Origin of the sequence: Pseudoxanthomonas sp. (genome assembly GCF_035999195.1) — a bacterium.
Lineage (GTDB): Bacteria > Pseudomonadota > Gammaproteobacteria > Xanthomonadales > Xanthomonadaceae > Pseudoxanthomonas_A.
The window spans coordinates 862,937-888,280 of the sequence record NZ_DASYGY010000009.1; the positions used below are offsets into that span (position 1 = coordinate 862,937).

Annotated in this window: 25 protein-coding genes and 1 pseudogene; 21 read left to right on the top strand and 5 right to left on the bottom strand. The window is 69.0% G+C overall.

All coding sequences use genetic code 11. The annotated features are described in order from the left end of the window. The first annotated feature begins 188 nt into the window (after window positions 1-188). From VGN58_RS11190 to VGN58_RS11210, 5 genes and pseudogenes are all read left to right on the top strand, one after another. Window positions 189-845: a hydrolase gene (locus tag VGN58_RS11190; protein ID WP_327483308.1), complete on the top strand. Its 657-nt coding sequence runs from the start codon at window positions 189-191 to the stop codon at window positions 843-845. 169 nt (window positions 846-1,014) lie between these two features. Continuing rightward, the gene (locus tag VGN58_RS11195) at window positions 1,015-2,868 is read left to right on the top strand and encodes an amidohydrolase (RefSeq protein ID WP_327484636.1); all 1,854 of its coding nucleotides are present in this window, start codon (window positions 1,015-1,017) and stop codon (window positions 2,866-2,868) included. Next, complete coding sequence (locus tag VGN58_RS11200; RefSeq protein ID WP_327484637.1) at window positions 2,865-4,505, top strand: MFS transporter; 1,641 nt, start codon at window positions 2,865-2,867, stop codon at window positions 4,503-4,505. The genes VGN58_RS11195 and VGN58_RS11200 overlap by 4 nt, the downstream gene beginning before the upstream one ends. Then, window positions 4,502-4,648: pseudogene (locus tag VGN58_RS18355) on the top strand (XapX domain-containing protein); the annotation flags it as partial. The gene VGN58_RS11200 and the pseudogene VGN58_RS18355, both read left to right, overlap by 4 nt. Window positions 4,649-4,728: 80 nt before the next feature. Next, the gene (locus tag VGN58_RS11210) at window positions 4,729-4,887 is read left to right on the top strand and encodes a DUF1427 family protein (RefSeq protein WP_327483310.1); all 159 of its coding nucleotides are present in this window, start codon (window positions 4,729-4,731) and stop codon (window positions 4,885-4,887) included. A 62-nt stretch (window positions 4,888-4,949) separates the two neighbouring features. Here VGN58_RS11210 and VGN58_RS11215 read toward each other — a convergent pair whose 3' ends face one another. Further along, window positions 4,950-5,657, bottom strand: a complete 708-nt coding sequence (locus tag VGN58_RS11215; protein WP_327483311.1) for a pirin family protein — start codon at window positions 5,655-5,657, stop codon at window positions 4,950-4,952. Between the two features lie 295 nt (window positions 5,658-5,952). Here VGN58_RS11215 and fdxA point away from each other — a divergent pair, with 295 nt between their 5' ends. After that, window positions 5,953-6,276 carry a ferredoxin FdxA gene (gene fdxA, locus VGN58_RS11220; RefSeq protein ID WP_055943648.1) on the top strand — a complete coding sequence of 108 codons (324 nt, stop codon included), beginning with the start codon at window positions 5,953-5,955 and terminating at the stop codon, window positions 6,274-6,276. 75 nt (window positions 6,277-6,351) lie between these two features. Here fdxA and VGN58_RS11225 read toward each other — a convergent pair whose 3' ends face one another. Both VGN58_RS11225 and dapA read right to left on the bottom strand, forming a co-directional pair. Next, the gene (locus tag VGN58_RS11225) at window positions 6,352-6,840 is read right to left on the bottom strand and encodes a hypothetical protein (protein ID WP_327483312.1); all 489 of its coding nucleotides are present in this window, start codon (window positions 6,838-6,840) and stop codon (window positions 6,352-6,354) included. A gap of 15 nt (window positions 6,841-6,855) precedes the next feature. Then, entirely contained in the window at window positions 6,856-7,764 is a 909-nt protein-coding gene (dapA, locus tag VGN58_RS11230) for a 4-hydroxy-tetrahydrodipicolinate synthase (protein WP_327483313.1), read from the bottom strand. Window positions 7,765-7,944: 180 nt separating this feature from the next. Here dapA and VGN58_RS11235 point away from each other — a divergent pair, with 180 nt between their 5' ends. From VGN58_RS11235 to VGN58_RS11260, 6 genes are all read left to right on the top strand, one after another. Next, the gene (locus VGN58_RS11235) at window positions 7,945-8,505 is read left to right on the top strand and encodes a glycine cleavage system protein R (RefSeq protein WP_162336523.1); all 561 of its coding nucleotides are present in this window, start codon (window positions 7,945-7,947) and stop codon (window positions 8,503-8,505) included. Between the two features lie 142 nt (window positions 8,506-8,647). Beyond that, window positions 8,648-9,127 carry a peroxiredoxin gene (locus VGN58_RS11240; RefSeq protein WP_327483314.1) on the top strand — a complete coding sequence of 160 codons (480 nt, stop codon included), beginning with the start codon at window positions 8,648-8,650 and terminating at the stop codon, window positions 9,125-9,127. A gap of 115 nt (window positions 9,128-9,242) precedes the next feature. After that, entirely contained in the window at window positions 9,243-10,640 is a 1,398-nt protein-coding gene (locus tag VGN58_RS11245) for a PhoH family protein (protein WP_327483315.1), read from the top strand. Window positions 10,641-10,658: 18 nt separating this feature from the next. Further along, window positions 10,659-11,336, top strand: coding sequence for a YoaK family protein (locus VGN58_RS11250; RefSeq protein ID WP_327483316.1), 678 nt, complete (start codon window positions 10,659-10,661; stop codon window positions 11,334-11,336). Window positions 11,337-11,379: 43 nt separating this feature from the next. Continuing rightward, window positions 11,380-12,189 carry a bifunctional hydroxymethylpyrimidine kinase/phosphomethylpyrimidine kinase gene (gene thiD, locus VGN58_RS11255; protein WP_327483317.1) on the top strand — a complete coding sequence of 270 codons (810 nt, stop codon included), beginning with the start codon at window positions 11,380-11,382 and terminating at the stop codon, window positions 12,187-12,189. Beyond that, on the top strand, window positions 12,186-13,040 hold the full coding sequence (locus VGN58_RS11260; RefSeq protein WP_327483318.1) for an alpha/beta fold hydrolase: 855 nt from the start codon (window positions 12,186-12,188) through the stop codon (window positions 13,038-13,040). Before thiD ends, VGN58_RS11260 begins: the two co-directional genes overlap by 4 nt. Before the next feature lie 7 nt (window positions 13,041-13,047). Here the strand turns inward: VGN58_RS11260 and VGN58_RS11265 are convergent, their stop codons facing one another. Then, complete coding sequence (locus VGN58_RS11265; RefSeq protein ID WP_327483319.1) at window positions 13,048-14,103, bottom strand: diguanylate cyclase; 1,056 nt, start codon at window positions 14,101-14,103, stop codon at window positions 13,048-13,050. A 114-nt stretch (window positions 14,104-14,217) separates the two neighbouring features. Beyond that, on the bottom strand, window positions 14,218-15,234 hold the full coding sequence (galE, locus tag VGN58_RS11270) for a UDP-glucose 4-epimerase GalE (protein WP_327483320.1): 1,017 nt from the start codon (window positions 15,232-15,234) through the stop codon (window positions 14,218-14,220). Window positions 15,235-15,449: 215 nt separating this feature from the next. Between galE and VGN58_RS11275 the strand changes: the two genes are divergently transcribed. From VGN58_RS11275 to VGN58_RS11315, 9 genes are all read left to right on the top strand, one after another. Beyond that, a complete protein-coding gene (locus tag VGN58_RS11275) occupies window positions 15,450-16,739 on the top strand; it encodes a nucleotide sugar dehydrogenase (protein WP_327483321.1) in 1,290 nt (429 codons plus the stop codon). A 25-nt stretch (window positions 16,740-16,764) separates the two neighbouring features. Further along, window positions 16,765-17,772 (top strand): NAD-dependent epimerase, encoded by a 1,008-nt coding sequence (locus VGN58_RS11280; RefSeq protein ID WP_327483322.1) that lies wholly within the window; start codon window positions 16,765-16,767, stop codon window positions 17,770-17,772. Window positions 17,773-17,855: 83 nt separating this feature from the next. Then, window positions 17,856-18,479 carry an XrtA/PEP-CTERM system exopolysaccharide export protein gene (locus VGN58_RS11285; protein WP_327483323.1) on the top strand — a complete coding sequence of 208 codons (624 nt, stop codon included), beginning with the start codon at window positions 17,856-17,858 and terminating at the stop codon, window positions 18,477-18,479. Beyond that, window positions 18,476-20,035 (top strand): XrtA system polysaccharide chain length determinant, encoded by a 1,560-nt coding sequence (locus tag VGN58_RS11290; protein ID WP_327483324.1) that lies wholly within the window; start codon window positions 18,476-18,478, stop codon window positions 20,033-20,035. Before VGN58_RS11285 ends, VGN58_RS11290 begins: the two co-directional genes overlap by 4 nt. Then, entirely contained in the window at window positions 20,032-20,778 is a 747-nt protein-coding gene (locus VGN58_RS11295) for a polysaccharide biosynthesis protein (protein ID WP_327483325.1), read from the top strand. Before VGN58_RS11290 ends, VGN58_RS11295 begins: the two co-directional genes overlap by 4 nt. A gap of 23 nt (window positions 20,779-20,801) precedes the next feature. Continuing rightward, window positions 20,802-22,154: an outer membrane beta-barrel protein gene (locus VGN58_RS11300; RefSeq protein WP_327483326.1), complete on the top strand. Its 1,353-nt coding sequence runs from the start codon at window positions 20,802-20,804 to the stop codon at window positions 22,152-22,154. 6 nt (window positions 22,155-22,160) lie between these two features. Further along, entirely contained in the window at window positions 22,161-22,970 is an 810-nt protein-coding gene (locus VGN58_RS11305) for a polysaccharide deacetylase family protein (protein ID WP_327483327.1), read from the top strand. Further along, complete coding sequence (locus VGN58_RS11310) at window positions 22,967-24,115, top strand: glycosyltransferase family 2 protein (protein ID WP_327483328.1); 1,149 nt, start codon at window positions 22,967-22,969, stop codon at window positions 24,113-24,115. Before VGN58_RS11305 ends, VGN58_RS11310 begins: the two co-directional genes overlap by 4 nt. Continuing rightward, entirely contained in the window at window positions 24,112-25,344 is a 1,233-nt protein-coding gene (locus VGN58_RS11315; RefSeq protein WP_327483329.1) for a glycosyltransferase, read from the top strand. Before VGN58_RS11310 ends, VGN58_RS11315 begins: the two co-directional genes overlap by 4 nt.

A 25,344-nucleotide genomic window follows, 5' to 3' on the forward strand; every position in this document is an offset into this window, starting at 1 on the left:
TTAAGCCGGCCGGCAAGCGCGCGGACCTCGCGATGCGTCCGGATGCCGTGCCCGAGGGCAGCCGGGTTTACGGGATGGCCACGGGATCCCGCCCTGCCCCGGCGCCGTGCGTACGAAGCGCACGCCCATGCAAGCCACCACGCGTGCGGCAGGCGACAGTGCGCCGATCCCCCGACAGGAGCCCCCCCATGCCCATCGCCTCGCCCGCCGCCGGCAAGACCCTGCTCACGCCGGTCGACCATGCGTTGATCCTGATCGACCATCAGTCGCAGATGGCGTTCGCCACCCACTCGATCGACGTGGCCATGCTGCGCAACAACGTGGCGCTGGTCGCCAAGGGCGCCGCCGGCTTCGGCGTCTCCACGCTCCTGACCACCGTCGCCGAGAAGTCCTTCTCGGGCCCGCTGTTCCCCGAAATCCCCGACGCCTTCCCGAATGCGACGGTCTACGACCGCACCACCATGAACTGCTGGGAGGATGCGGCGGTCATCGCGGCGGTGAACGCCGCGGGCAAAGGCCGCGTCGTCCTCGGCGGTCTGTGGACCAGCGTGTGCATCGTCGGACCGGCCCTGTCCGCGCTGGACCAGGGGTTCGAGGTGTACGTGATCGCCGATGCCTGCGGCGACGTCACTACCGAGGCGCACGAGCGCGCGATGCAGCGCATGATCCAGGCCGGCGTGCGGCCGCTGACGAGCGTGCAGTACCTGCTGGAACTGCAGCGCGACTGGGCGCGCGGCGCGACCTACGACCTGACCACCGGCATCGCCAAGCTGCACGGCGGCGGCTACGGCCTGGGCATCCAGTACGCCAAGCGCATGTTCGGCGCGTCGGAAGGGGGCCACTGACGGTGCCATCCTGGGGCACGACGCCCGTCCGTGGGCGCAACGCACCGCCATGCCGCTCCGGAGGTCTTCCATGGTCGTCGACGAAACGCGCCGGCACGTCCTGAAAGGCATGGCCGGCGCCGCCACCCTGGCCACGCTGCCCGGCAACGCCCGACCCGGAGACCTTCGCATGGCCGACCTGATCCTGCGCAATGCGCGCATCACCACGCTGGACGCGGCACGGCCCACGGCCAGCGCCATCGCGTTCGCCGACGGCCGTGTGCTGGCGGTGGGCGACGATGCCCGCGTGATGGCACTCGCCTCGGAGGCGACCCGCGTGATCGACGCCGGCGGGCGCCGGCTGGTGCCGGGCCTCAACGACAGCCATACCCACCTGATCCGTGGCGGCTTGAACTACAACCTGGAACTGCGCTGGGACGGCGTGCGCTCGCTGGCCGACGCGATGGCGATGTTGAAGGCACAGGTAGCGGTCACGCCCGCGCCGCAGTGGGTCCGCGTGGTGGGCGGCTTCAGCGAATCGCAGTTCGCCGAGAAGCGGCTGCCGACGCTGGAGGAACTCAACGCGGCCGCACCCGACACGCCGGTCTTCATCCTGCACCTGTACGACCGCGCCCTGCTCAACCGCGCCGCCCTGCGCGCGGTGGGTTACACCAGGGACACACCGAACCCGCCCGGCGGCGAGATCCAGCGCGACAAGACCGGCAACCCGACCGGCCTGCTGCTGGCCAGACCGAACGCCCTGATCCTGTACGCCACGCTGGCGATGGGACCGAAACTGCCCGCGGAATACCAGCTCAACTCCACGCGGCATTTCATGCGCGAATTGAACCGGCTCGGCATCACCTCGGTGATCGATGCGGGCGGCGGCTTCCAGAACTATCCCGAGGACTACCGGATCATCGAGCAGTTGCATGCCGACGGGCAGCTGACGGTGCGCATCGCCTACAACCTGTTCACCCAGAAGAGGGGCGAGGAACTGGACGACTTCCAGCGCTGGTCGAGGATGCTGAAGCCCGGCCGGGGCGACGACCTGCTGCGCCACAACGGCGCGGGCGAGATGCTGGTGTTCTCGGCGGCGGATTTCGAGGATTTCCGCGAGCCGCGGCCCGACCTGCCGGCAACGCTGGAAGGCGAACTGGCGAACGTGGTGCGCTTCCTCGCCGAACAGCGCTGGCCGTTCCGCATCCATGCCACCTACGACGAGAGCATCACCCGCGTGCTCGACGTCTACGAACAGGTGAACCGCGAGGTGCCGTTCGACGGCCTGCACTGGATCGTCGACCATGCGGAAACCATCTCGCCGCACAACATCGACCGCGTGCGCGCACTCGGCGGCGGCATCGCCATCCAGCATCGCATGGCCTACCAGGGCGAGTTCTTCGCCGAGCGTTACGGCAAGGACGCCTTGCGTCACACGCCACCGGTGCGGCGGATGCTTGCGGCCGGCGTGCCGGTCGGTGCCGGTACCGACGCCACCCGCGTGGCCAGCTACAACCCGTGGGTGGCGCTGTACTGGCTGGTCAGCGGACGCACGCTCGGCGGCCTGCAGATGTACGGCGACGACAACCGGCTGGAACGCGAGGAGGCACTGCGGTTGTGGACGCACGGCAGCGCCTGGTTCTCCACCGAACAGGACCGGAAGGGACGACTGGCGCCCGGGCAGTTGGGCGACTGCGCGCTGCTGTCGGCCGACTACTTCGCCGTCGCCGAGGACGCCATCCCCGACATCACCAGCGTGCTGACGGTGCTCGGTGGACGCATCGTGCATGGGAGCGTGCCGTTCGCACCGCATGCGCCGGTCCTGCCGGAACCGATGCCGGACTGGTCGCCGGTCAACCGCTTCGGCGGCTATCAGGGCGGTACGCTCGCGCAGGCCGGCGCCGCCCTGGCGCATGCGCATGGCCCGGCGTGCCGGGTGCACGCGCACGGCCACGGCGGCGGCCATGCGGCCCGGCTTGCGGTGCCGACCGGCGACCTGCGGGCGTTCTGGGGCGCGCTCGGGTGCGCGTGCTTCGCGTTCTGACCATGTCCACGCCCGTCGCGCACGGACCCTGGTCGCCACTCGGACAACCCACCTTCCGCGCCCTCTGGCTCGCCATCCTGGTCGGCAACATCGGCACCTGGGTCCACGATGTCGCCGCCGCCTGGGTCATGGCCGAGACGACCGGTTCGCCGCTGATGGTCGCGGCCGTGCAATCGGCGACCACGTTGCCGGTGGTCGTGCTGGCCCTCGTGGCCGGTACCCTGGCCGACATCGTCGATCGGCGACGCTACCTGATCGTGGCGCAGCTGTGGATGCTGCTTGTCGCCGGCACGCTGGCCATCCTCGCGCACCTGGACGCGCTGGGGCCGTGGACCCTCATCGCGCTGACCTTCGCGCTCGGCATCGGCGCGGCGATGGCGATGCCGGCGCAGCAGGCCACCACGCCCGAGCTGGTGCCCAAGCCGATGCTGGGACCGGCCGTGGCACTGGGCTCGCTGAGCATGAACATCGCGCGCGCCATCGGCCCGGCGCTGGGCGGGCTGATCGTGGCGCAGGCCGGGATCGCCTGGGCGTTCGCCGTCAATGCGCTGACGTTCCTCGGCGTCGCCGTGGTGCTGTGGCGCTGGCGCCGCGCGCCGACCGCATCGCTGCTGCCTCCGGAGACGTTCGGCGTCGCCCTGCGCGCGGGCCTGCGCTATGCATCGCGCGCCAGCGTGCTGCAGGCGGTGCTGGTGAAGGCCGCCTGGTTCTTCACCTTCGCCAGCGCGCTCACCGCGCTGCTGCCCATCGTGGTGAATCAGGATCTGCAGGCACGCGCCGGCACGTATGGCCTGCTGCTGGGCTGCATCGGCGCGGGCGCCATCGGCGGCGCGCTGGTGCTGCCGCGACTGCGCGCGCGCATGGACGCCGACCGCATGGTGCTGTGGGCGACGCTTGCGTACGCCGGCTGCATCCTGGCGTTCGCGCTGCTGCGCTGGGTGCCGCTGCTGTACGGCGTCGCGCTGCTCGCCGGACTTGCCTGGATCGCGGTGCTCTCGTCGCTGCAGATCGCGGCGCAGACGGCGGTGCCGGCGTGGGTCCGCGCGCGGGCGCTGTCGCTGTACATCGTGGTGTTTTCCGGCGGCATGGCGGCGGGCAGCCTGGGCTGGGGTTGGCTGGCGCAACACGCCGGGACGCCGCGTGCGCTGCTGCTCGCGGCCGTGGGTACGGCGGTGGCGGCCATCGCGGGCGCGCGCTTCCGCCTGGGCGACGCGGCGCGCGTCAACCTCACGCCGTCGGGCCACTGGCCCCAGCCGGTGGTCAGCGCGGACCTGCACGACGATCGCGGCCCGGTCCTGGTGACGATCGAGTACCGCGTCGACCCCGCGCGACGGCAGGAATTCCTGCAACGCCTGCAGCCGCTCGGGCACGCGCGGCGCCGCAACGGCGCGCTGCAATGGGGCGTGGCGGAGGACAGTACGCAACCCGGCGTGTACCTGGAGTATTTCGTCGATGCGTCATGGCGGGAGCATCTGCGCCAGCACGAACGCGTGACCGAGGACGAGCGCATCCTGCAGGAGGCCGTGCTGGAAACGCTGGCCGATCCCGCGCAACGGCCTCATGTGCGCCACTTCATCGGCGGTGCGCCGGCCACCACGCCACCCTCCCCGCCGGCCAGCCATGGAGGCCTGGCATGAACGGGAAATTCGTCGCCGGACTGCTGCTCGGCTTCGCCATCGGGTTCGGCTGCCGCGCCTTCGGTGTGCCGGTGCCGGCGCCGCCGGTGCTGGTCGGCGCGTTGCTGGTCGTGGCGATGACCAGTGGTTACCTGCTGGCCGACCGCGCGCTGGTCCGGCGCGAAGCGCGGCATCGTCGGAACTGCGGTGGGCCCACCGGGCAGATCTCGCGGAGCGACCCGCCATGATGACCGCGCTGATCGGCATCGCCCTGGCCCTCGTCATCGGTGTCGCCTGCCGCTGGCTCGACATTCCGGTGCCCGCGCCACCGCGGCTGCAGGGTGCGCTGCTGGTGGTGGCGATGACGGCAGGGTTTATCGTCGCGGACCGGTTACTCGGCTGACGGCCGCCCGCAAACGAAAAAGGGCGCGACAGGCGCGCCCTTCCCTTCGTCGTGCCGGGCGATTACTGCATCCGCGGCAGGTCGAACACCAGCACCTCTGCGCCGATGCCGCGCTCGATGCTGACCAACGGTTCGCCGTCGTACAGCAGCGCGTCGCCCGCCTTCAGTGCCCGTCCATTGACGGTGGCTTCGCCACGCGCCACATGCACGTAGCCCAGGCGCCCGTCCGCCAGCGGCAGTTCGGCTTTCTCGCTGCCGTCGAACAGGCCCGCATACATGCGGGCATCCTGGTGGATGCTCACCGAACCGTCGGCGCCATCCGGACTGACCACCAGCCGCAGGCGACCCTGCTTCTCGGTGGCGGGGAAGGTCTTCTCTTCATAGGACGGCGTCACACCCTGGCGGTCGGGGATGATCCAGATCTGCAGGAAGTGCGTGGTACCGGATTGGCTGTAGTTGAACTCGGAGTGCTGCACACCGGTGCCCGCGCTCATGCGCTGCACGTCGCCCGGCACGATGCTGGAACTGTTGCCCATCGAATCCTTGTGGCCCAGCGCGCCCTCCAGCACGTAGCTGATGATCTCCATGTCGCGATGGCCGTGTTCGCCGAACCCGCGGCCGGCGGCCACGCGGTCCTCGTTGATCACGCGCAGCGGACCCCAATGGACGTGCTTGTCGTCGAAATAATTGGCGAAGGAAAAGCTGTGCCAGGAGTCGAGCCAGCCGTGGTTGGCGTGGCCGCGGGCCTGGGCGGGACGAAGGGTGATCATGGCGATGCTCCTGCGGGATGAGGCGCGCAGCATGATCCTGCGCACGAATGGAATAAATTGGCCTTCATCTAACTGATTGTTCCATTTTTGTAATTTCTGGAGACCTTTCGTCCCGAGCCCAGCATGCCCGCGACGTTGTCGTGCCGGCGTGGGCGCCGTCGCCCGCAGCAGCGCCGTCCGATCACTACCCTTCGCGGTGCCGCGATCCGTCGCCGGCGCCGACCACAAAGATTTCCAACGCGACCGACGCGGTGCTTTAAACTTGCGTGGTTCTTTCCGCTGCATATCGAGCCCCATGCCTTTCGTCGTCACCGAAAACTGCATCAAGTGCAAGTACACCGACTGCGTGGAAGTCTGCCCGGTGGACTGCTTCCACGAAGGTCCGAACTTCCTGGTGATCGATCCGGACGAATGCATCGATTGCACGCTGTGCGAGCCCGAGTGCCCGATCAACGCCATCTATCCCGAGGACGACGTGCCCGCCGGACAGGAAGGCTACGTGGCGCTCAACGCCGAGCTATCGCGCGCCTGGCCGGTCATCACCACGCGCAAGGAGCCGCTGCCTGATGCCAAGGAATGGGAAGGCAAGCCGGACAAGCTGCCGCTGCTGGAGCGCTGATCGCACGGCGTCATGCTGCACATGAAAAAGGGCGCCTTGCGGCGCCCTTTTCGTTCGTGGCCTGGCGGCTGTGGATCAGCCGCCGAGCGTGGCCTTCAGCGCGGCGAGCAGCTTGACCGCCGCCGGCGACGTCGCCGGCAGGCCGCGCGGATCGACCGCCGACACATAGGCACCGGCGTCCACCGCGGACACGCGGACCAGGAAGCTCGCGCCTTCGTAGCTCACGTCATAGGTGCCCAGCAGCTGCGCGCGGCTGGCGATGGTCACGCCCTCCACACCGGCCAGCGCCTCGCCCACGCGGGCGAAAGCATCGTCGCGCGAGCCGGCGACGTTGAATCCGCCCGCCGCCGGCGCGGCCGCCGGCGTGGCCTGACCGGCCGCCGGTATCTGCATCGCGCCGCTGGTGTTGGGCAGGGTGAGATCCGGCGGCACTTCCAGCGGGCGCGCTTCGGGGGCCAGCGCGTAGTCGCCGCGCGCACCCTTCTTGAACCACGAGCAGCCGGCGACGGACACGACCAGCAGCACGAGGGCAAGCGGACGCACGAGGGAAGACGAAAGACGCATGGGGTTCTCCTGGGTTCAGGCCGCGAGGCTATCGCGGCTGGATTGTGCTTCCAGCGCCTGCGCCACGGTGGCGAGACGGTCGGCGGTATCGGTGTGGGTGGCGGACAGCGTGAGCAGCGGCAGGCGCAGGCCGTGGCCGAACCCCGCGCGCTGCAGCAGCGCCTTCACCGGGATGGGGTTGGATTCCACGCCGAGGAAGCCGTAGATCTCCTGCAACTGCGCATCCAGCGCGGCAGCGGCGGCGGCATCGCCCGCGCGCGACAGGTCGCACAGGCGACGGAACGTGCGGGGCAGCGCATTGGAACCGACCGAGATCAGGCCGTCGGCACCGGCGAGCATCGCGCGCGAGGCGGTCGGATCGTCGCCGCTGAGGATGGCGAAACGCGCCGTGCGCAGCGCCAGCAGCGCCGCCATGCGCTCGGGTTCGGCGCGCGCTTCCTTGATGCCCACGATGTTCGGATGGTCGACCAGTTCCGCCACCGTCTCCGGGAGCAGATCGCAGCCGGTGCGGCCCGGCACGTTGTAGAGCACCACCGGCAGCCCGCCCTGGTCGGCGACGGCGCGGTAGTGCGCCACCAGGCCCGCCTGGGTCGGCCGCACGTAGGGCGGCGTGACCACCAGCGCACACTGGGCACCGCACGCGGCGGCGCGCCGCGTGGCGGCGATGGTCTTGGCAGTATTCATCTGGCCGGTGCCGGCGAGCACCGGAATGCGGCCATTCACCTCTTCCACGGCAATGCGCAGCAGCGTGTCGTACTCGTCGTCGGACAGCGCCGCCGCCTCGCCGGTGGAGCCGGCCACCACCACCCCCTGCGTGCCGCCATCGAGCTGCTGTTTGAGCAGCGCGCGCCAGGCGTGCAGGTCGAGTTCGCCCGACGCCAGGAACGGCGTGGCCAGTGCGGTGATGCTGCCGGAAAGATGCAAGGGAAGGCTCTCGATGGGAATCCGGCGCGCCGGACGCGCCCGTAAGCGCAGTTATCCCGGCCCGCCTGCAATGTCGGCCGCATGTTACTTGCGGGTTCAAAGGGCGGGCAAGTATGCTGCCAGCGTCGCCGGGCCGCAGCCCGGCCGCCATTCAGCCAGACCGCAACGCCGGAAGCTCTCTTGACCGATTCCACGCCCCGGCCTTCGCCGACCGAAAACCACCTCCTGATCACCGCCTACACGACGCATCCGGAATCGCCGCTCCTGTCGGTGACGCGCCGGATCGCCGACAGCGGCTGCAATCTGGTGGACGCACGGCTGTCCACGGTCGGACGCGACGTGTCGGTGACCGCACTGGCGACCGGTTCGTGGGACGCAGTGGCCAAGCTGGAAGCCATGCTGTCGCGGCTGGAGCGCGATGACGGCCTGAAGCTGGTGTTCTACCGCACCGGCCCGAAGGTGGTGCAGTCCAACCTGCTGCCGTACATCGTGGAAGTGGTGGCCGCCGACAAACCGGGCATCCTGTTCCAGCTGGCCGATTTCTTCGACCGCCAGGGCATCACCATCGAGAACCTGCAGAGCACGCGCTACCGCGCGATGCAGACCGGCGCGGAGATGTTCTCGGCGCAGGTCACCATCGGCGTGCCGGCCAACATGCACATCGCCGCGCTGCGCGACGATTTCCTCGAATTCTGCGACCATCTGAACCTGGACGCGATCATGGATCCGATGAAGTTCTGACGGAGGCGGCCGATGGAATACCTACCCTTCTTCCTGTTCTTCCTGGCACTGGGCATCATCATCGTCCAGCAGAACCGGATCGGCGCGCTGGAAAAGCGCGTGGCGGCGCTGGAAAACCGGCACTAGGCATCCGCGAGACTCGATGAGCGCATCCCACGCACTGAGCAAGTCCACCCTCAAGCTGCCGCTGGCGCTGTCCGGCGGCCAGACCACCACCCTCGCCGACTACGCCGGCACCTGGCTGGTCCTGTACTTCTATCCCAAGGACAGCACGCCCGGCTGCACCACCGAAGGCCTGGACTTCAACGCGCTGCTGCCCACGTTCAAGAAGCTGGGCGCGACGGTCCTGGGCGTCTCGCGCGACTCGGTGAAATCGCACGACAACTTCTGCGCCAAGCAGGGCTTCCGGTTCCCGCTGGTCAGCGACGCCGACGAAGCGCTGTGCAAGGCCTTCGACGTGATCCAGGAAAAGAACATGTACGGCCGCAAGGTGCTGGGCGTGGTCCGCAGCACCTTCCTGATCTCGCCCGACGGCCGCATCGCGCAGGAGTGGCGCGGCGTCAAGGTTCCCGGCCACGCCCAGGCCGTGCTGGATGCGCTGAAGGCCCACCAGGCCCAGTGACGGAATCCCCTCCCCTCCCCTCCACCATCCCGCGCCGCGGCGGGTCATGGTGGTTCGCTGCTGTCCGCGGAAAAGTCGCCCGTGTTCACACATCTTCCTCGATGAGGTTGCCCGAATGACCCGTAGCAAGCGTATCTATGTGTTGGACACCAACGTGCTGATGCACGACCCCACCGCGCTGTTCAAGTTCGAGGAGCACGATGTCTACCTGCCGATGCAGGTGATCGAGGAACTCGACAACGGCAAGAAGGGCACGTCGGAAGCGAGCCGAAACGCGCGGCAGGTCAGCCGCTTCCTCAACGAACTGGTCGAAGCCTCCGGCCTGGACAACCTGGCCGCCGGCATCCCGCTGATCCAGCCGAACAGCCTGCAGCTGCGCGGCTCGCAGAGCGCCGGCCTGCTGCGTTTCCAGACCAGCCACTTCGAGGCCGGCAAGAGCTTCGGTGCGGTCATTCCGGACAATGCCATCCTCGGCGCGATCCTGGCGCTGAAGGAGCAGGAACCGGAGATCCCGGTGGTGTTCGTCTCCAAGGACATCAACCTGCGCATCAAGGCGGCGATCGCGGGCATCGTGTCGGAGGACTACGAGAACGACCGCGCGCTCGACGACTTCAGCCTGCTCTACACCGGCGCCGATCCGCTGCCGGAGGATTTCTGGCAGCGCTACGGCAAGGACCTGCGCTCGTGGACCGACAAGGGCCGCACGTTCTACGAAGTGGTCATGGCCGAGGATGCCGGCTGGTATCCCAACCAGTTCCTGTACCTGCCGGGCGACGACGAATCCGAGTTCCGCGTCAGCCGGGTGGACGGCGACAGGGCGACGCTGCAGATCGTCGACGACTTCCGCCACAGCCAGCATGCGGTGTGGGGCATCAACGCGCGCAACCGCGAGCAGAACTTCGCGCTCAATGCGCTGATGGATCCCGACATCGACTTCGTCACCCTGCTCGGCACCGCCGGTACCGGCAAGACGCTGCTAGCCCTGGCCGCAGGGCTGGCGCAGACGATGGACCAGCAGCGGTATCGCGAGATCATCATGACGCGCGCGACCGTCAGCGTCGGCGAAGACATCGGCTTCCTGCCCGGCACGGAAGAAGAAAAGATGACGCCGTGGATGGGCGCGCTGACCGACAACCTGGAGGTGCTGACGCACAACCAGGAGGGCGGCGCCTGGGGACGCGCGGCGACCAACGACCTGCTCGCCTCGCGCATCAAGATCCGTTCGATGAACTTCATGCGTGGCCGCACGTTCCTGTCGCGCTACCTGATCCTCGACGAAGCGCAGAACCTCACGCCGAAGCAGATGAAGACGCTGATCACCCGCGCCGGCCCCGGCACCAAGATCGTCTGCCTCGGCAACGTGGAACAGATCGACACGCCGTACCTGACGGAGACGACCTCCGGCCTGACCTATGCGGTGGACCGCTTCAAGAACTGGGCGCACAGCGCGCACATCACGCTGCGGCGTGGCGAGCGCTCGCGCCTGGCGGACTACGCGTCGGAAGTGCTGTGACGCCGGCCTGAGCGGGCGATGGGTCTCCACCTCCCCCGTTGGGTGTGGATCGGCGCGGTGACGTTGGCCTGCGTGGCCGGCATGGTCAACGTCATCGGCTACCTGGGGTTCGAACACCAGGCGGTCAGCCACCTGACCGGTACCACCAGCCTGCTGGGCGCGGCGATCGCGCAGGGCGATCTGCGTGCGGTGATCCACCTGTGGGGCGTACTCATCGCATTCTGCCTGGGTGCGACGCTGAGCGGCCTGATCATCCAGGACCAGACGCTGAAACTCGGCCGGCGCTACGGCGTGGTCCTCGCGTTGGAAGCCGTGCTGCTGCTGGCGGCGATCCCGCTGTTCAAGCAGCAGCAGATCTGGGGTGCGCTGCTGGCGGCCGTGGCCTGCGGCCTGCAGAACGCGATGGTCACCACCTACAGCGGTGCGGCGGTGCGCACCACCCACCTGAGCGGCATGTTCACCGACCTCGGCATCGGCCTGGGCCACCTGCTGCGCGGCATGCCGTTGCCGGTGCGCCGGCTGACGCTGAGCGGATTGATCATCAGCGGATTCCTCGGCGGCGGCGTGCTGGGCGCATGGCTTTACCGCCACCTCGGTTACGACGCCCTGCTGGCGCCCGCGCTGCTGACGGGCGGCACCGGCGTCGGTCATGTGCTGTATCGCCAATGGACGCGCGCCAGGCCGCCGACCGCGTGACCCACCGCGCCACCCGCCCGCGTACGGATGGCACAATCCACGCATGACTGCTCCTTCCGTGGTTTCCGTCCTCACCATCGCCGGCTCCGATTCCGGTGGCGGTGCCGGCATCCAGGCCGACCTCAAGACCTTCGCCGCGCACCGCGTGCATGGCCTCTCCGCCATCGCCGCGCTGACCGCCCAGCACACGCGCGGCGTGACGGCGGTGAACGTGCCGCCGATGGATTTCCTGCGCGCGCAGCTCGAAGCGTGCTTCGATGATTTCGACATCCGCGCGGTGAAGCTGGGCATGCTGGCCACCGTCGAGGTGATCGGGGTCGTCGCCGATGCGTTGCGCGCGCATCGCCCGGCCGCGGTGGTGCTCGATCCGGTGATGGTCGCCACCAGCGGCGCCAAGCTGCTGGAAGACAGCGCGCTGCACGCGTTGCGGACACAGCTGTTGCCGCTCGCGGATGTGGTGACGCCCAACCTGCCCGAGGCAGAACTGCTGCTGGACCGCTCCCTTCCCGATGCGCAGGCGATGCGCCTGGCCGCGGGCGACCTGCTGGCCTTGGGCGCGCGCGCGGTGTTCCTCAAGGGCGGGCATCTGCAGGACGAAGGTGACGTGGTGGACCTGTTCGTCGATCAGGATGGCATGACCGAAACCTCGCACCCGCGCCTGTCGCTGGAAGCGCATGGCACTGGCTGCACGCTCGCCTCCGCGATCGCCGCGCGCCGCGCGCAGGGCATGCCGATGAAGGAGGCCTGCCTGGCCGCCTCGGACTACGTGCACGCGGCGTTGCGCGGCGGCTACCGGCCCGGCCGCAGCGACATCGCCGTGCTCGACCACATCGGCGCAGCGCCGACCGCATGAACACCGTCGACGAACAGCGCATCGCTGCGGAGGAGTATCCGCTGCAGTCGGCGGATGGTCATGGATACACGCTGATCGCCCGCCTTCCAGCCGAGGCCGCATCCGCGCTGTTGTGGATTCCTGCGCTCGGGGTCGCCGCCCGCCATTACCTGCCCTTCGCCGATGCCCTGGCCGCACGCGGCGTGGCGGTGTTCGTGCACGAGTGGCGCGGCAACGGCAGCAGTTCGCTGCGCGCGAACCGACGCAACGACTGGGGCTACCGCGAGCTGCTGGGAACGGACATTCCCCTGAGCCACGACACCGTGCGTCGCCGCCTTCCCGGCACGCCGCACCTGATCGGCGGCCACAGCCTGGGCGGGCAGCTGGCGGTCTGCCATGCCGGCCGGAGCCCCGAGGCTTTCGCCGCCGCGTGGCTGGTCGGCAGCGGCACCCCGTACTGGCGAACGTTCCCTGCCCCGCGTGGCTACGCGCTGCCGTTCTTCTACCGGTTCGCGCCGTGGCTGGCACGCGCCTGCGGTGCGCTGCCGGGGCGGCGACTGGGCTTCGGCGGCGACGAGGCGCGTGGCCTCATCCGCGACTGGGCACGCGTGGGACTCAGTGGCCGCTATCGTGCGGAAGGCTGGCCGGTGGATCTGGAAGCCGGCATGCGCGCGCTGCGTGCACCGGTGCGCGGCGTGCTGTTCGACGACGACTGGCTGGCGCCGGAAAGCTCGCTGCGCGCCCTGATGGCGAAGATGCCGGACAGCCCCGCGCGGGTCACCGTGCTGCACCATGCCGCGCTGGGGACACGCGCCGACCATTTCGCCTGGATGAAGCAGCCGCAGGCCGTGGTCGACGCCTTGCTCGACTGATCCGCGCTCAGCATCCCACGACGATGCAGTCGCGCCCCTGCGCCTTCGCCCGGTAGAGCGCGCTGTCGGCGCTGTTGATCCAGTCGGAAACCGAGGCGATGCCGGCATGGCATTCGGCCAGTCCGATGCTGACGGTGCACCGAAGGCCGCGCGCGGAGAACGTGCAGGCCGCGACCTGGCGCCGCAGGCGTTCGGCCGCGACGATGGCCTCCTCCCAGCGCGCATCCGGCATCACGACGCCGAACTCGTCGCCACCGTAGCGCCCGCCCGTGTCGACATCGCGCAGGCAGGCCTTGAGCAGCCGCGCGAATTCCTCCACCACCTCGTCGCCGACGGTGTGGCCGTAGCCGTCGTTGATGTCCTTGAAGCGATCGATGTCGATCAGCACCAGCACCGCCGTCCGCCCCACCCGGTGGTAGCGCTTCAGTTCGACGGTCGCCTCGTGCAGCCACTGCTGGCGGTTCATCAGCCCGGTGGCGGCATCGAAGCGGGCCATCCTCTCCAACAGGTCCTTCTGGCGGCGCGCCTTGCGGGACAGCGAATGCGTGGCGAACCCGATGGCCATCGGATAGATCGCCAGGAACGGCAGGCAGGCCAGCACGACCGGATAGCTGGTGTACGGCTCGAAGGCGAAGCCCCAGGCGGCGCTCGCGGCTGCGCAGGTCAGGACCATCGCCGTCAGCGTACGCAGGCCGAAACGGCCGCCGCCGACGATCCACTTGTCCATGGTCAGCATCACCGCCAGCAACACGCTGGGCAGCGCGTCGAACCGCATCGCCGCGATCCAGAAACCGCCCATGGCGGCGTCGAAGGTGAGGTTCTGGAACTCTGCCGACAGCGGATCGCCGCGCTGCAGCTTCACCCGCAGGTAGGCCAGGTGCGGCCACAGGAAACCGTTGGCGATCAGCAGGGCCCACAGTGCCGGCGGTGCCGCGTACTCGTACAGCACGGCGCCCACGCAGAGCGCTCCCAGGCCCAGCCCCAGCGCACGCATGCGGTACATGCGCACGCCATAGCGTGAGCGGTTCTGTTCCGCCAGATGGTGCACGGCGTCGGAGTGCATGCGGGTCCGGCAGGAAAGCGTGCGCCGATTCTCGGGCAATCTTCCCGCCGCCGCCAGCCTGCGATGCCCCGTCGCTGCGGCGTCCGTGCCGAGCGGGTCGCGTCGGCCGCCCGCTCAGGCGGCGGGGTAACCCTGCGGGTTCTGCGACTGCCAGCGCCAGGCGTCGCGGCACATGGCATCGACATCGAGTTCGGCGCGCCAGCCCAGCACGTCGTTGGCCAGCGAAGGGTCCGCATACACTTCGGCCACGTCGCCCGCGCGCCGCGCCACGATCCGGTAGGGAATCTCGCGCGACGCCGCACCCGCGAACGCCTGCACCAGTTGCAGCACGCTGACGCCCTGCCCCGTGCCCAGGTTCACCGTCAGACTGCGGCGTTCGCGCACCAGGAAGTCCAGCGCATCCGCGTGCGCGCGCGCCAGGTCCATCACGTGGATGTAGTCGCGCACGCCCGTCCCGTCGATCGTGGGCCAGTCGCCACCGAACACGCTCAGGTGTTCGCGGCGGCCCACCGCCACCTGGCAGATGTAGGGCATCAGGTTGTTGGGAATCCCGGTGGGGTCCTCGCCGATGAGCCCGGACTCATGGGCCCCGACCGGATTGAAGTAGCGCAGGTTGGCGGCGTGGAATCCGGGATCGCTGGCGCACAGGTCGCCGATCAGCTCCTCCATCACCAGCTTGGTACGGCCGTAGGGATTGGTGACCTGCAGGCGTGCGTCCTCGCGCACCGGCACGCTGGCCGGGTCGCCGTAGACGGTGGCGGAAGAGCTGAACACCAGCCGCTTGACGCCCGCCGACTGCATGCCATGCAGCAGGTTGAGCGTGCCGCCGATGTTGTTGTGGAAATAGTCCAGCGGCCGCTCGCAGGACTCGCCAACGGCCTTCAATGCGGCGAAGTGGACCACGGCGTCGAAGTGCTGGCGGGCGAAGAAGCCGATCACCGCCTCGCGGTCGCGCAGGTCCAGCGGCTGGAACGGTACCGGTTGCCCGGTGATCCGCTGCAGGCGCGCCAGCACGCCCGGCGAGCTGTTGCTGAAATTGTCGGCCACCACGACATCGTGCCCACGCTCGACGAGCACCACATAAGCATGCGCGCCGATGTAGCCGGCGCCACCGCACAACAGGATCCGCATCTCGACTCCCCGGCCGCTGATCGTCCAGCCGCGTCGGGGCTGGTCATGCAGGGGTACGTAGCGGGCGGCGCCATCAGGCCATCGTCGCCGCCTGTCCTCTGGACGGAGCTTTGCACGTTGATCGACTCGATACCGGGCAGCGCGCGGTCATGCGTCCGCACCCGTCCGCCCTATAGACTCGTCCGCATCCGCAACACACAGGGGATCCCACATTGATGAACGCTCCATTGCCCACCCTGGACCAGGTCCGGATCGCCGTGATCGGCCTGGGCTACGTCGGGCTGCCGCTGGCCGTCGCGTTCGGCCGCACGTTTCCCACGCTCGGCTTCGACATCAACCGCAAGCGCGTCGCCGAGCTGAGCGATCACCGGGACCACACGCTGGAGGTCAGCGTCGAGGAACTGCGCGATACCCCGCTGCTGGCCTTCAGCGATGATCCTGCCGCGCTGGCCGGCTGCAACGTCTTCATCGTCACCGTCCCCACCCCGATCGACGACTACAAGCGGCCGGACCTGCATCCGCTGGAGTCGGCCAGCCGCACCGTGGGCCGTGCGATCGGCAAGGGCGCGGTCGCCATCTACGAATCGACCGTGTATCCCGGTGCCACCGAGGAGACCTGCGTCCCCATCATCGAGCGCGAATCGGGCCTGCGCTTCAACCAGGATTTCTACGCCGGCTACAGTCCCGAGCGCATCAATCCCGGCGACAAGCAGCATCGCCTGGAGACGATCATGAAGGTCACCTCCGGTTCCACGCCGGAGGTCGCCGACTTCGTCGACGCGCTGTACGGCAGCATCATCACCGCCGGCACGCACAAGGCCAGCAGCATCCGCGTGGCGGAAGCGGCGAAGGTCATCGAGAACACCCAGCGCGACGTCAACATCGCGCTGATCAACGAACTGGCGCTGATCTTCCACCGGCTGGGCATCGATACCCACGAGGTCCTGGAAGCCGCCGGCACCAAGTGGAACTTCCTGCCGTTCCGGCCCGGCCTGGTGGGCGGCCACTGCATCGGCGTGGATCCGTACTACCTGACCCACAAGGCGCAGCAGATCGGCTACCACCCGGACGTGATCCTGGCCGGTCGCCGCATCAACGACGGCATGGGCAGCCATGTCGCGCGCCGCGTGGCCAAGCTGATGGCGCGGCAGAACCTGCCCACCACCGGCGCCAGGGTGCTGGTCATGGGACTGGCGTTCAAGGAGAACTGCCCGGACGTGCGCAACACGCGGGTGGTGGACATCGTGGCCGAGCTGCGCAGCTACAACGCGCAGGTCGACGTGCACGATCCGTGGGTCAGCGCGGAGGAGGCGAAGCACGAGTACGGGCTGGACCTGGTGGCGGAGCCGCAGGCGGGCCAGTACGATGCCGTCATCCTGGCGGTCGCCCACCGCGAGTTCACCGAACGCGGCGCCCACGGCATCCGCGCCCTCGGCAAGCCCGGCGCGGTGCTCTTCGACGTGAAGCGGGCGCTGCCCCGCCACGCCGTCGACGACTGCCTGTAACCGACCCCTCCCACGGAATCCCCTGATGCGCGTCCTCGTCACCGGTGCTGCCGGTTTCATCGGCTCCCACCTCAGCCATCGCCTGCTCGACCGCGGCGACGAAGTGCTGGGCTACGACAACCTCAACGACTACTACGACCCGACCCTGAAGGACGCGCGTCTGGCGCGGCTGTTGCCGAAGGACGGGTTCCGTTTCGTCCGCGCGTCGCTGGAAGACCGCGCCGCGCTCGAGGCCGCCTTCGACGACTTCAAGCCGCAGCGCGTGGTGAACCTGGCCGCGCAGGCCGGCGTGCGCTATTCGCTGGAGAATCCGCACGCCTACATCGACAGCAACATCGTCGGTTTCACCAACATCCTGGAAGCCTGCCGCCACCGCGGCGTCGAGCACTTGGTGTACGCCTCGTCCAGTTCGGTCTACGGCGCCAACCGCAAGCTGCCGTTCGCGGTGGAGGACAGCGTGGACCATCCGGTCAGCCTGTACGCGGCCACCAAGAAGGCCAACGAGCTGATGGCGCACACGTACAGCCACCTGTTCGGGTTGCCCACCACGGGCCTGCGCTTCTTCACCGTGTACGGCCCGTGGGGCCGGCCGGACATGGCGCTGTTCCTGTTCACCAGGAACATCCTCGAAGGCAGGCCCATCGACGTGTTCAACCACGGCCACCATACCCGCGACTTCACCTTCATCGACGACATCGTCGAAGGCGTGATCCGCACACTCGATACCGTGCCCGGCCCGGACCCCACCTACGATCCGATGCTGCCGAATCCCGGTTCCTCCAGTGCACCGTGGCGGGTCTACAACATCGGCAACCACCAGCCGGTCCAGCTGCTGCGCTACATCGAGGTGCTGGAGGACTGCCTGGGCCGCACGGCCGAGAAGCGGCTGCTGCCGATGCAGCCCGGCGACGTGCCCGACACCGAGGCCGATGTCGAGGCCCTGCGCCGCGACACCGGCTACCACCCGTCCACGCCCATCGAAACCGGCATCCGCCGCTTCGTCGACTGGTACCGGGCGTTCTATCGGGTGTAGCGGAAAACCCCTGCGCGGATGGCCGGGCGCGGGCGTTGCCTGCGTTATATGAGGCAATCCGCAACAACATCAGGGGATGTTCGATGAACCGCACCTTCGCCGGCCTTCTGGCCGTCATGCTTGCGCTCCTCCTTGCCGGCTGCGCGTCCGGCGGCGCCGGCAGCAAGTCCGCTCCGCCGCAACAGGCGACCTCCGCCGTCGAGAGCTACCTCATCGGCGTGGACGACATCGTGCAGGTGTCGGTCTGGCGCAATCCGGAGCTCGGCATCACCGTGCCGGTGCGCCCGGACGGCATGATCTCCGTGCCGCTGGTGGGCGACGTGGCGGCCGGCGGCCGCAGTCCGGCCGAGGTCGCCCAGGACATCCAGGGCAAGCTCGCCACCTATGTCCGCGACCCGCAGGTCGCGGTGATCCTGACCGAGCTGCGCAGCCACGAATACCTGTCGCGCGTGCGCGTCACGGGCGCGGTCCGGCAACCGGTCTCCATCCCCTATCGCCCGGGCATGACGGTGCTGGATGCGGTCCTGGCCGCCGGCGGCGTCACCGAGTTCGCCGCGCCCGACCGCTCCAACCTGTACCGCAAGACGACCGACGCCACCCAGAGCTACGCGGTGCGGCTGGACCGCATCCTCAATCGCGGCGACCTGAGCACCAACTTCACCGTCGCGCCCGGCGACGTGATCACCGTACCGGAACGCGTCCTGTGAACCAGTCCGCCGCCTGGGGAGCGCCCGAGGAAGGGCGCTCCGTGTTCGACGCCGTGCCGGTGCTGAGCAAGGAGTTCAAGCGCCGCTCCGTGCTGCTGGCGGGCCTGTTCGCGGGCATCGCGCTGCTGGGACTGGTGCTCGGCATGATGCTGCCGAAGAAGTACACCTCCTCCACGATCATCCTGGTCGAGGACCGCAACATCATCGCGCCGCTGATGGAGGGCCGCGCCGTGGCCACCAGCGTGGTGGACCGCGCCAGCATCCTGCGCGAAGTGGCGTTCAGCCGCCGGGTGATGGAGGAAATCCTCAAGACCGGCGGATGGCTGCAGGACAACCCCACGCCGCTGGAGCAGGACAAGCTGATCGAGAAGATCATCGACCGGACCAGCATCAGCAACCCGCGCGCCAACCTCATCGAGATCGCCTACAGCGACTCGGACGCCACGCGCGCCTACGAGATCACCCGCCGTTTCGCCGAACTGGTCATCCAGGAGAGCCTGGCCACCAAGGAGCGCGAGAGCAGCGAGGCCTATGCGTTCATCGATTCGCAGGTGAACCAGTACCACGCGAAGCTGACCGCCGCGGAAAACGGACTGGAAGCCTTCCGGCAGAGCACGCCCGACGCACGCCCCGGCACCGACGTCGACGTCAATGCCCGCATCGGCGAGCTGCGCCGCATCATCGAAGGCGCGCGGATGGAGCTGATCGACCTGCGCTCCCAGGAGTCGGCGCTGCAGTCCCAGCTGTCCGGCGAGAGCGAGATCACCCTGGTGCAGACCCGCGCCGGCCAGTTCCGTGCACGCCTGGCGGAGCTGCAGTCCGAGCGCGACCGCCTGCTGCTGCAGTACACCGACCAGCATCCCGACGTGGTGCGCCTACAGCACCAGATCCGCGACGTGGAACAGGACCTGCGCCGCGAAGAGAGCGCGCCGCGCACGGCCGGCACGGCCCTCGACGGTCCGGCGGCGTTCAATCCGCTTTACGGCGAGCTGCGCAGCAAGCTGGCCGAGGCACGCCGCCGGAGCGCCGCCACCGCCGCGCGCATCGCCAGTGCCGAGCAGATGCTGGCCAGCGAGATGGCGCGCAGCAACCGCATCGCCTCGTCCGAAAGCACGCTGGCCGAACTCACGCGCGACTACGAAGTCAACCGCGACCTGTACCAGGACCTGCTGAAGCGCCGCGAGAACGCCCGCGTATCGATGAACCTCGACGCGGAACAGCGCGGCCTGAGTTTCCGCATCCAGGAGCCGGCGCAGATGCCCCTGCGCCCGAGCGGGCTGCGCGTGATGCACGTGGCGGGCGCCGGACTGGCGCTGGCCCTGCTGATTCCGCTCGGCCTGCTGTTCGCGCTGACCAAGCTCGACCCGCGCGTGCGCTCGCCGCTGCAGATCGAACGCGAGGCCGGCCTGCCTGTCCTGGGCACGATGCCCGCCTATCTGACCGGCCGGCGCCGGAGGGCGGCGCTGCGCCGCTACAGCCTGGCGGCCTCGCTGTTCCTGGCCGTGCCGCTGCTGTACGGCCTGACCTATACGCTGAAGGTGATGGAAGTCCTATGAGCAACTCGATCCGGCCGCTCGGCGGGGAATCTCCGGGTGACCACGACGGTCACGTGGCCAGCCGCTCCATCGCGCCGCGTACGCCCACCACCGCACTGAGTCCCCTGCAGTTGGAGGACCGCTCCACCATCTACCGCACCGACGGTGCCCGCCGCGAGGTCGACGCCTTCCGCGAGTTGCGCACGCAACTGCTCTCGGTGGCCGAAGGCAACTTCATCACCCTGGTCGCGCCGGTGAGCCCCGGCAGCGGCGGCAGCTTCGTCGCGCGCAACCTGGCCGTCGCGGTGGCGTTCGACGAAACCAAGAGCGCGCTGTTGATCGACTGCGACCTGCGCCAGCCGACCCAGGACCGGACCATGAAGCTGTCGGCCGAGTCGGGTGGCCTGGTGGACTACCTCGAGGACCAGGAACGCACCACCGAGAGCGTCCTGTACGACACCGGCGTGCCCCGCCTGCGGCTGCTGCCGGCGGGCCGCACGCGCGAAACCGGCGCCGAGTACTTCTCCTCGTTCCGCATGCGCCTGCTGCTGGACTCGCTGCGCAGCCGCTATCCCAACTGCCACCTGTTCCTCGACGCGCCCCCCGTTCGCGGCGCCCCGGATGCCCGCATCCTGTCGGATCTCGCCGACGTCGTGGTGCTGGTGGCCGGATACGGACGCGACACCCCCGCCGCCATCGCCCAGGCCGCGGCGAACTTCGACCCGAAGAAGTTCGCCGGCGTCGTGTTCAACGAAGGCGTCTGACACATCCGCGCACGGAGGAAACCATGGACATGTTCGGCCACCGTACCCGCCATATCCGTTTCGCACGCCAGCGCGTCCTGTGCGCGGCGCTGGCCGCGGCGCTGCCGGTCGGCGCCCAGGCGGCGCGCCTGGAATACGACGTCAGCCTGCGTTACATGCACAGCGACAACATCGTGCTGCAGGCCGCCGACGAGATCAGCGAGGACATCCTGTCGCCGCAGGTGAGGTTCGTCCTGAGCCACGACAGCTCGGCGCTGACCACCCGCCTGCGCGGCAACGTGCAGCACCTGGACTACATGGACGACGTCTACGAGGACGACACTCGTGGCGAGTTCAGCGGCGAACTGGAGTGGACCGTACTGCCGGACCGCCTGATGTTCTACGCACGCGACTCGCTGAGCGAGCAGTCGGTGGATTCGCTGGCCGCCTTCACCCCGGGCAACCAGCAGAAGATCAACGTCTTCGAGGGCGGCCCTACGCTGATGGCCCGCTTCGGCGAGAACATGCGCGGGCAGCTCGATCTGCGCTACACCAACAGCTGGGCCGAGGAGACCGAGACCTTCAACAGCGACCGCTACTCGGCCGCGGCGCGGCTGGCGCGCGCGCTCGGCGCCACCGACGCGCTGGTGTTCAACGTGGAAGCCAGCCAGACCGAGTACGACACCATCGCCGAGCTGTACAACTACAAGCGCTACGACGCCTATGTCACCTACCTGAGCCAGCTGTCCAAACTCAGCGTGGACATCAGCGCCGGCTACTCGCGCCTGAAGCCGGAGGGCGTGGACGGCACGTCCAGTGCGTTGTTCCGCGGGTATGCGGGGTGGGAGGTCGCACCGCGCAGCCAGCTGAGCGCGCGCGCCAGCTACCAGTTCGGCGATGCCTCGCAGGACCTGATCCAGCGCGTCGGCGCCCCGGGCGAACCGACCGATCCCGGCGATCCGGGCGGTCCGATCGTCGGCCAGCCGGGCGATCCCAACCTGCAGATCATTCCGGACACCTTCAAGCAGCGCCGCCTGAGCCTGGGCTACGAGTTCACCGGCGAACGCCTGTCGGTGCTGGCCGAACCGTACTTCGAGCAGCTCCGTTACATCCGCGACGACAGTTTCGATGCCGACAACTCGGGGATCTCGGTGTCGGCACGCTACGGGCTGACGGCGCGCCTCAGCCTGACGGGCGTGGCGCAGCGCTACAAGCGCGAATTCACCAACATCGCGCGCGACGATACCGACACCATCCTGGGGGCCGGGCTGGCCATGCGGTTCAGCCGTCACTGGGGCGCGCAGTTCGACTACCGTCACCGGAAGCGCGACAGCTCGATCGGCAGCCAGGACTACGTCGAGAACGTGGTGGTGCTGTCTGTCACGTACTACCGCTGACGCGCAATGCCATCCGCTTCCCCCATCGCCGCAGATCCCGGCCCCGTCGTCGCGCTGATGTATCACGCGCTGCATACCGGTGCGATGCCCGCCGGCCAGGACCCGCACTACACGCTGCCGGCGGACGACTTCGAGCTGCAGATGCAGGACATCGCCGCCGCGGGCGGTGGCAGCAGTGCGGCCGCGCTGCTGCAGGGGACATCGCAGGCGCGCATCGTGGTCACCTTCGACGACGGCCACGTCAGCAACCATGCGGTGGCGCTCGCCGTGCTGTCCCGCCACGGCATCACCGCCGACTTCTTCATCAATCCCGCCACCGTCGGAACGCCCGGCTTCCTGGACTGGAACCAGCTGCGCGACATGGCCGACGCCGGCATGTCGATCCAGTCGCATGGCCACGATCACGTGTACCTGACCCAGCTGGATGGGCCGACCCTGCGCCGGACCCTGAAGGCCGCGCGTGAGGAAATCGAGCAACAGGTCGGAACGGCGGTGACCCTGCTGGCGCCACCCGGCGGCCGCATGCCGAAGGACCTGGTGTCCGTCGCGCAGGAATGCGGGTACACGCACGTGCTGTCGTCCGAACCGGGCATCCTGGACATCGCCCGGGGGACCTCGCAGGCCCTGCCCCGCATGGCGATGACCGCCGCCACCGGGCACCTGACGTTCCAGCGCTGGATCCGGCGCGATCAGGTGGCCATCGGCCATGAGCGGGTGCGCTACCGCGGCCTTTCGCTGGCCAAGCGCATGCTGGGCGATGCCGGTTACGAGCGGCTGCGCGCGGTCGCGCTCGGCGCATTGGGAAGGGGCGCATGACCATCCTGTTCTGGGCCTCGCTGGCGCTGGTCGCCTTTGCCTACGCAGGCTATCCGCTGTTGATGGCGCTGCTCGCGCGCGTCCGGCCCAGGCCGGTCCGCACCGGACACGCACTGCCGACGATCGACGTGCTGCTGGTCGTGCACAACGGCATGCGCGAGCTGCCGGCCAAGCTCGACAACCTGCTGGCCTTGGACTACCCCCCGGACCGCCTGCGCATCAACGTGGCGTGCGACGGCTGCACCGACGGCAGCGACCGGTTCGCCGCGCAGCGCGACACCGCGCGCATCCGCGTGTTCGCCTTCGCCGAGCGGCGCGGAAAGTCGGCCTGCCTCGGCAATGTGGTCCCCCTTCTCGATGCGGAGATCGTGCTGTTCAACGATGTGCGCCAGCGGATCGACCCGGGCGCCGCCCGGGCGCTGGTGGCGGCGCTGGCCGATCCCACCGTCGGTGCCGCGAGCGGCGAACTGGTGCTGCAGGCGCGCGAGGGTTACGGGCAGGGTGTCGATGCCTACTGGCGCTACGAGAAAGCGATCCGCAGGCTGGAAAGCGCCAGCGGCTCGCTGGTCGGCGCAACCGGCGCCCTGTACGCCGCGCGACGGTCGCTCATACCCGAGATCCCGCCCGGCATCGTGCTGGATGACATGTGGATTCCGCTGGGCATCGCCGCGTCGGGACATCGCACCGTGTTCGTGCCGGCGGCGCTGGCGTTCGACCGCACCTCGGACAATCCTGTCGACGAAGAACGGCGCAAGCGGCGCACGCTGGCCGGCAACTTCCAGTTGATCCACCTGCGGCCGGCGCTCGCCATCCCGGGCGCGCATCCGCTCGCGTGGCGCCTGTGGGGCCACAAGTGGCTGCGCCTGCTCGCGCCCTGGCTGCTGGCGCTCGCGCTGCTGGCCAACGCCATCCTCGCGCTGCGCGGCGGCGTGCTGTACCCGCTGCTGTTCGCACTGCAACTGATCGCCTATGCGACCGCGGTGATGGGCCGCGGCTGGCCACGCCTTGCGACACTGCTGCCGGTGCGGCTGGCCACCGCGTTCCTCAGCCTCAATACCAGCGCCATGCTCGCCCTTGCGGACTACCTGCGCGACCCCGAGGCGCACCTGTGGCAGACCACCCGACTGGAAGACGCGCACCGATGACGGCGACCCCTCCCCTGCAGCGCGCCGTGTACGTGGTGTCGCTGTTTCCCTGCTGGTCGGAAACGTTCATCGTGCGCGAGATCGCCGCACTGATCGAGAACGGCGTGGACGTACGGATCATTTCCCTGAAGAAGCCCTCCGAGACGCTGGTGCAGTCGGACGCCCAGGCCCTGATGGATCGCGTGCGGCATCCGCGCTCCACCCTGCATGCGATGTGGGGTACGGCGAAGGCCTTGCTGCGTCATCCGGTCGGCGTACTGGCCACGCTGTTCACGGTGATCGCCGGCAGCTGGCGTTCGCCGTCCGTGCTGGCCAAGTCGCTGGCGGCCTGGATGCGTGGCCTGGAACACGTGGACTGGCTGCGCGATTTCGAGCCGCAGGTACTGCATGCGCACTGGGCCACGTACCCCTCGACTGCCGCCTGGACCCTGTCGCGCGTGCTGCGCCTGCCGTTCGGCTTCACCTGCCATGCGCACGACATCTTCATCGAGCGGCAGCTGATCGCCCGCAAGATCGAGGATGCCGCCGTGGCGGTGACCATCTCGCGCTTCAACGTGGAGTGGCTGGCCGAACGCGAAACCGTGCGCGCACGCGACAAGCTGCACGTCATCCACTGTGGCGTCGACCTGCGCGCGAACCCGTGGCAACCGGAGGGTCGTTCGCCGTTGCAGATCCTCACCGTCGGACGGCTGGATCCGATCAAGGGCTTTGCGACGCTGGTCGAGGCGCTCGCCCTGCTGTCGGCACGCGGCATCGATTTCCAGTGCCGCCTGCTGGGCTCCGGTCCACTGGACGCCTCGCTGCGCGCACTCGCGCAGGCCCGCGGCGTGGCCGGCAGGATCGAGTTCTGCGGCGCGCAACCGCAGGACGTGGTGAGGCGCTGGATGAGCGAGGCGGCCCTGTTCGTCCTCCCCTCCGAGGTGGCGCCGGACGGCAACCGCGACGGCATCCCCGTGGCGCTGATGGAGGCGATGGCGACCGGCTGCCCCGTCGTCAGCACCCGTGTCTCCGGCATTCCCGAACTGATCGAAGACGGCGTCTCCGGCTTGCTGGTGGACGAGAAGCAGCCCGCCGCGCTGGCCGACGCCATGCAACGCCTGCTGCAGGACGCGGCGCTGCGGCAGCGGGTCGTCGGCGGCGCACGCATGAAGATCGAGCAGGAGTTCGACGCGCGCAAGGAGGCACGTCGCCTGCAGGACCTGATGGAGGGCGTGGCACATGCGCGCTAG

What these genes read in the sequence shown, in the direction of transcription:
- VGN58_RS11305 (WP_327483327.1), top strand. Translation starts at nt 22,161, where the DNA reads ATGCCATCCGCTTCCCCCATCGCCGCAGATCCCGGCCCCGTCGTCGCG.
- fdxA (WP_055943648.1), top strand. Translation starts at nt 5,953, where the DNA reads ATGCCTTTCGTCGTCACCGAAAACTGCATCAAGTGCAAGTACACCGAC.
- VGN58_RS11280 (WP_327483322.1), top strand. Translation starts at nt 16,765, where the DNA reads ATGCGCGTCCTCGTCACCGGTGCTGCCGGTTTCATCGGCTCCCACCTC.
- VGN58_RS11315 (WP_327483329.1), top strand. Translation starts at nt 24,112, where the DNA reads ATGACGGCGACCCCTCCCCTGCAGCGCGCCGTGTACGTGGTGTCGCTG.
- VGN58_RS11310 (WP_327483328.1), top strand. Translation starts at nt 22,967, where the DNA reads ATGACCATCCTGTTCTGGGCCTCGCTGGCGCTGGTCGCCTTTGCCTAC.
- VGN58_RS11210 (WP_327483310.1), top strand. Translation starts at nt 4,729, where the DNA reads ATGATGACCGCGCTGATCGGCATCGCCCTGGCCCTCGTCATCGGTGTC.
- VGN58_RS11260 (WP_327483318.1), top strand. Translation starts at nt 12,186, where the DNA reads ATGAACACCGTCGACGAACAGCGCATCGCTGCGGAGGAGTATCCGCTG.
- VGN58_RS11245 (WP_327483315.1), top strand. Translation starts at nt 9,243, where the DNA reads ATGACCCGTAGCAAGCGTATCTATGTGTTGGACACCAACGTGCTGATG.
- VGN58_RS11195 (WP_327484636.1), top strand. Translation starts at nt 1,015, where the DNA reads ATGGCCGACCTGATCCTGCGCAATGCGCGCATCACCACGCTGGACGCG.
- VGN58_RS11250 (WP_327483316.1), top strand. Translation starts at nt 10,659, where the DNA reads ATGGGTCTCCACCTCCCCCGTTGGGTGTGGATCGGCGCGGTGACGTTG.
- VGN58_RS11190 (WP_327483308.1), top strand. Translation starts at nt 189, where the DNA reads ATGCCCATCGCCTCGCCCGCCGCCGGCAAGACCCTGCTCACGCCGGTC.
- VGN58_RS11225 (WP_327483312.1), bottom strand. Translation starts at nt 6,840, where the DNA reads ATGCGTCTTTCGTCTTCCCTCGTGCGTCCGCTTGCCCTCGTGCTGCTG.
- VGN58_RS11215 (WP_327483311.1), bottom strand. Translation starts at nt 5,657, where the DNA reads ATGATCACCCTTCGTCCCGCCCAGGCCCGCGGCCACGCCAACCACGGC.
- VGN58_RS11300 (WP_327483326.1), top strand. Translation starts at nt 20,802, where the DNA reads ATGGACATGTTCGGCCACCGTACCCGCCATATCCGTTTCGCACGCCAG.
- VGN58_RS11265 (WP_327483319.1), bottom strand. Translation starts at nt 14,103, where the DNA reads ATGCACTCCGACGCCGTGCACCATCTGGCGGAACAGAACCGCTCACGC.
- VGN58_RS11285 (WP_327483323.1), top strand. Translation starts at nt 17,856, where the DNA reads ATGAACCGCACCTTCGCCGGCCTTCTGGCCGTCATGCTTGCGCTCCTC.
- VGN58_RS11295 (WP_327483325.1), top strand. Translation starts at nt 20,032, where the DNA reads ATGAGCAACTCGATCCGGCCGCTCGGCGGGGAATCTCCGGGTGACCAC.
- thiD (WP_327483317.1), top strand. Translation starts at nt 11,380, where the DNA reads ATGACTGCTCCTTCCGTGGTTTCCGTCCTCACCATCGCCGGCTCCGAT.
- VGN58_RS11240 (WP_327483314.1), top strand. Translation starts at nt 8,648, where the DNA reads ATGAGCGCATCCCACGCACTGAGCAAGTCCACCCTCAAGCTGCCGCTG.
- galE (WP_327483320.1), bottom strand. Translation starts at nt 15,234, where the DNA reads ATGCGGATCCTGTTGTGCGGTGGCGCCGGCTACATCGGCGCGCATGCT.
- VGN58_RS11275 (WP_327483321.1), top strand. Translation starts at nt 15,450, where the DNA reads ATGAACGCTCCATTGCCCACCCTGGACCAGGTCCGGATCGCCGTGATC.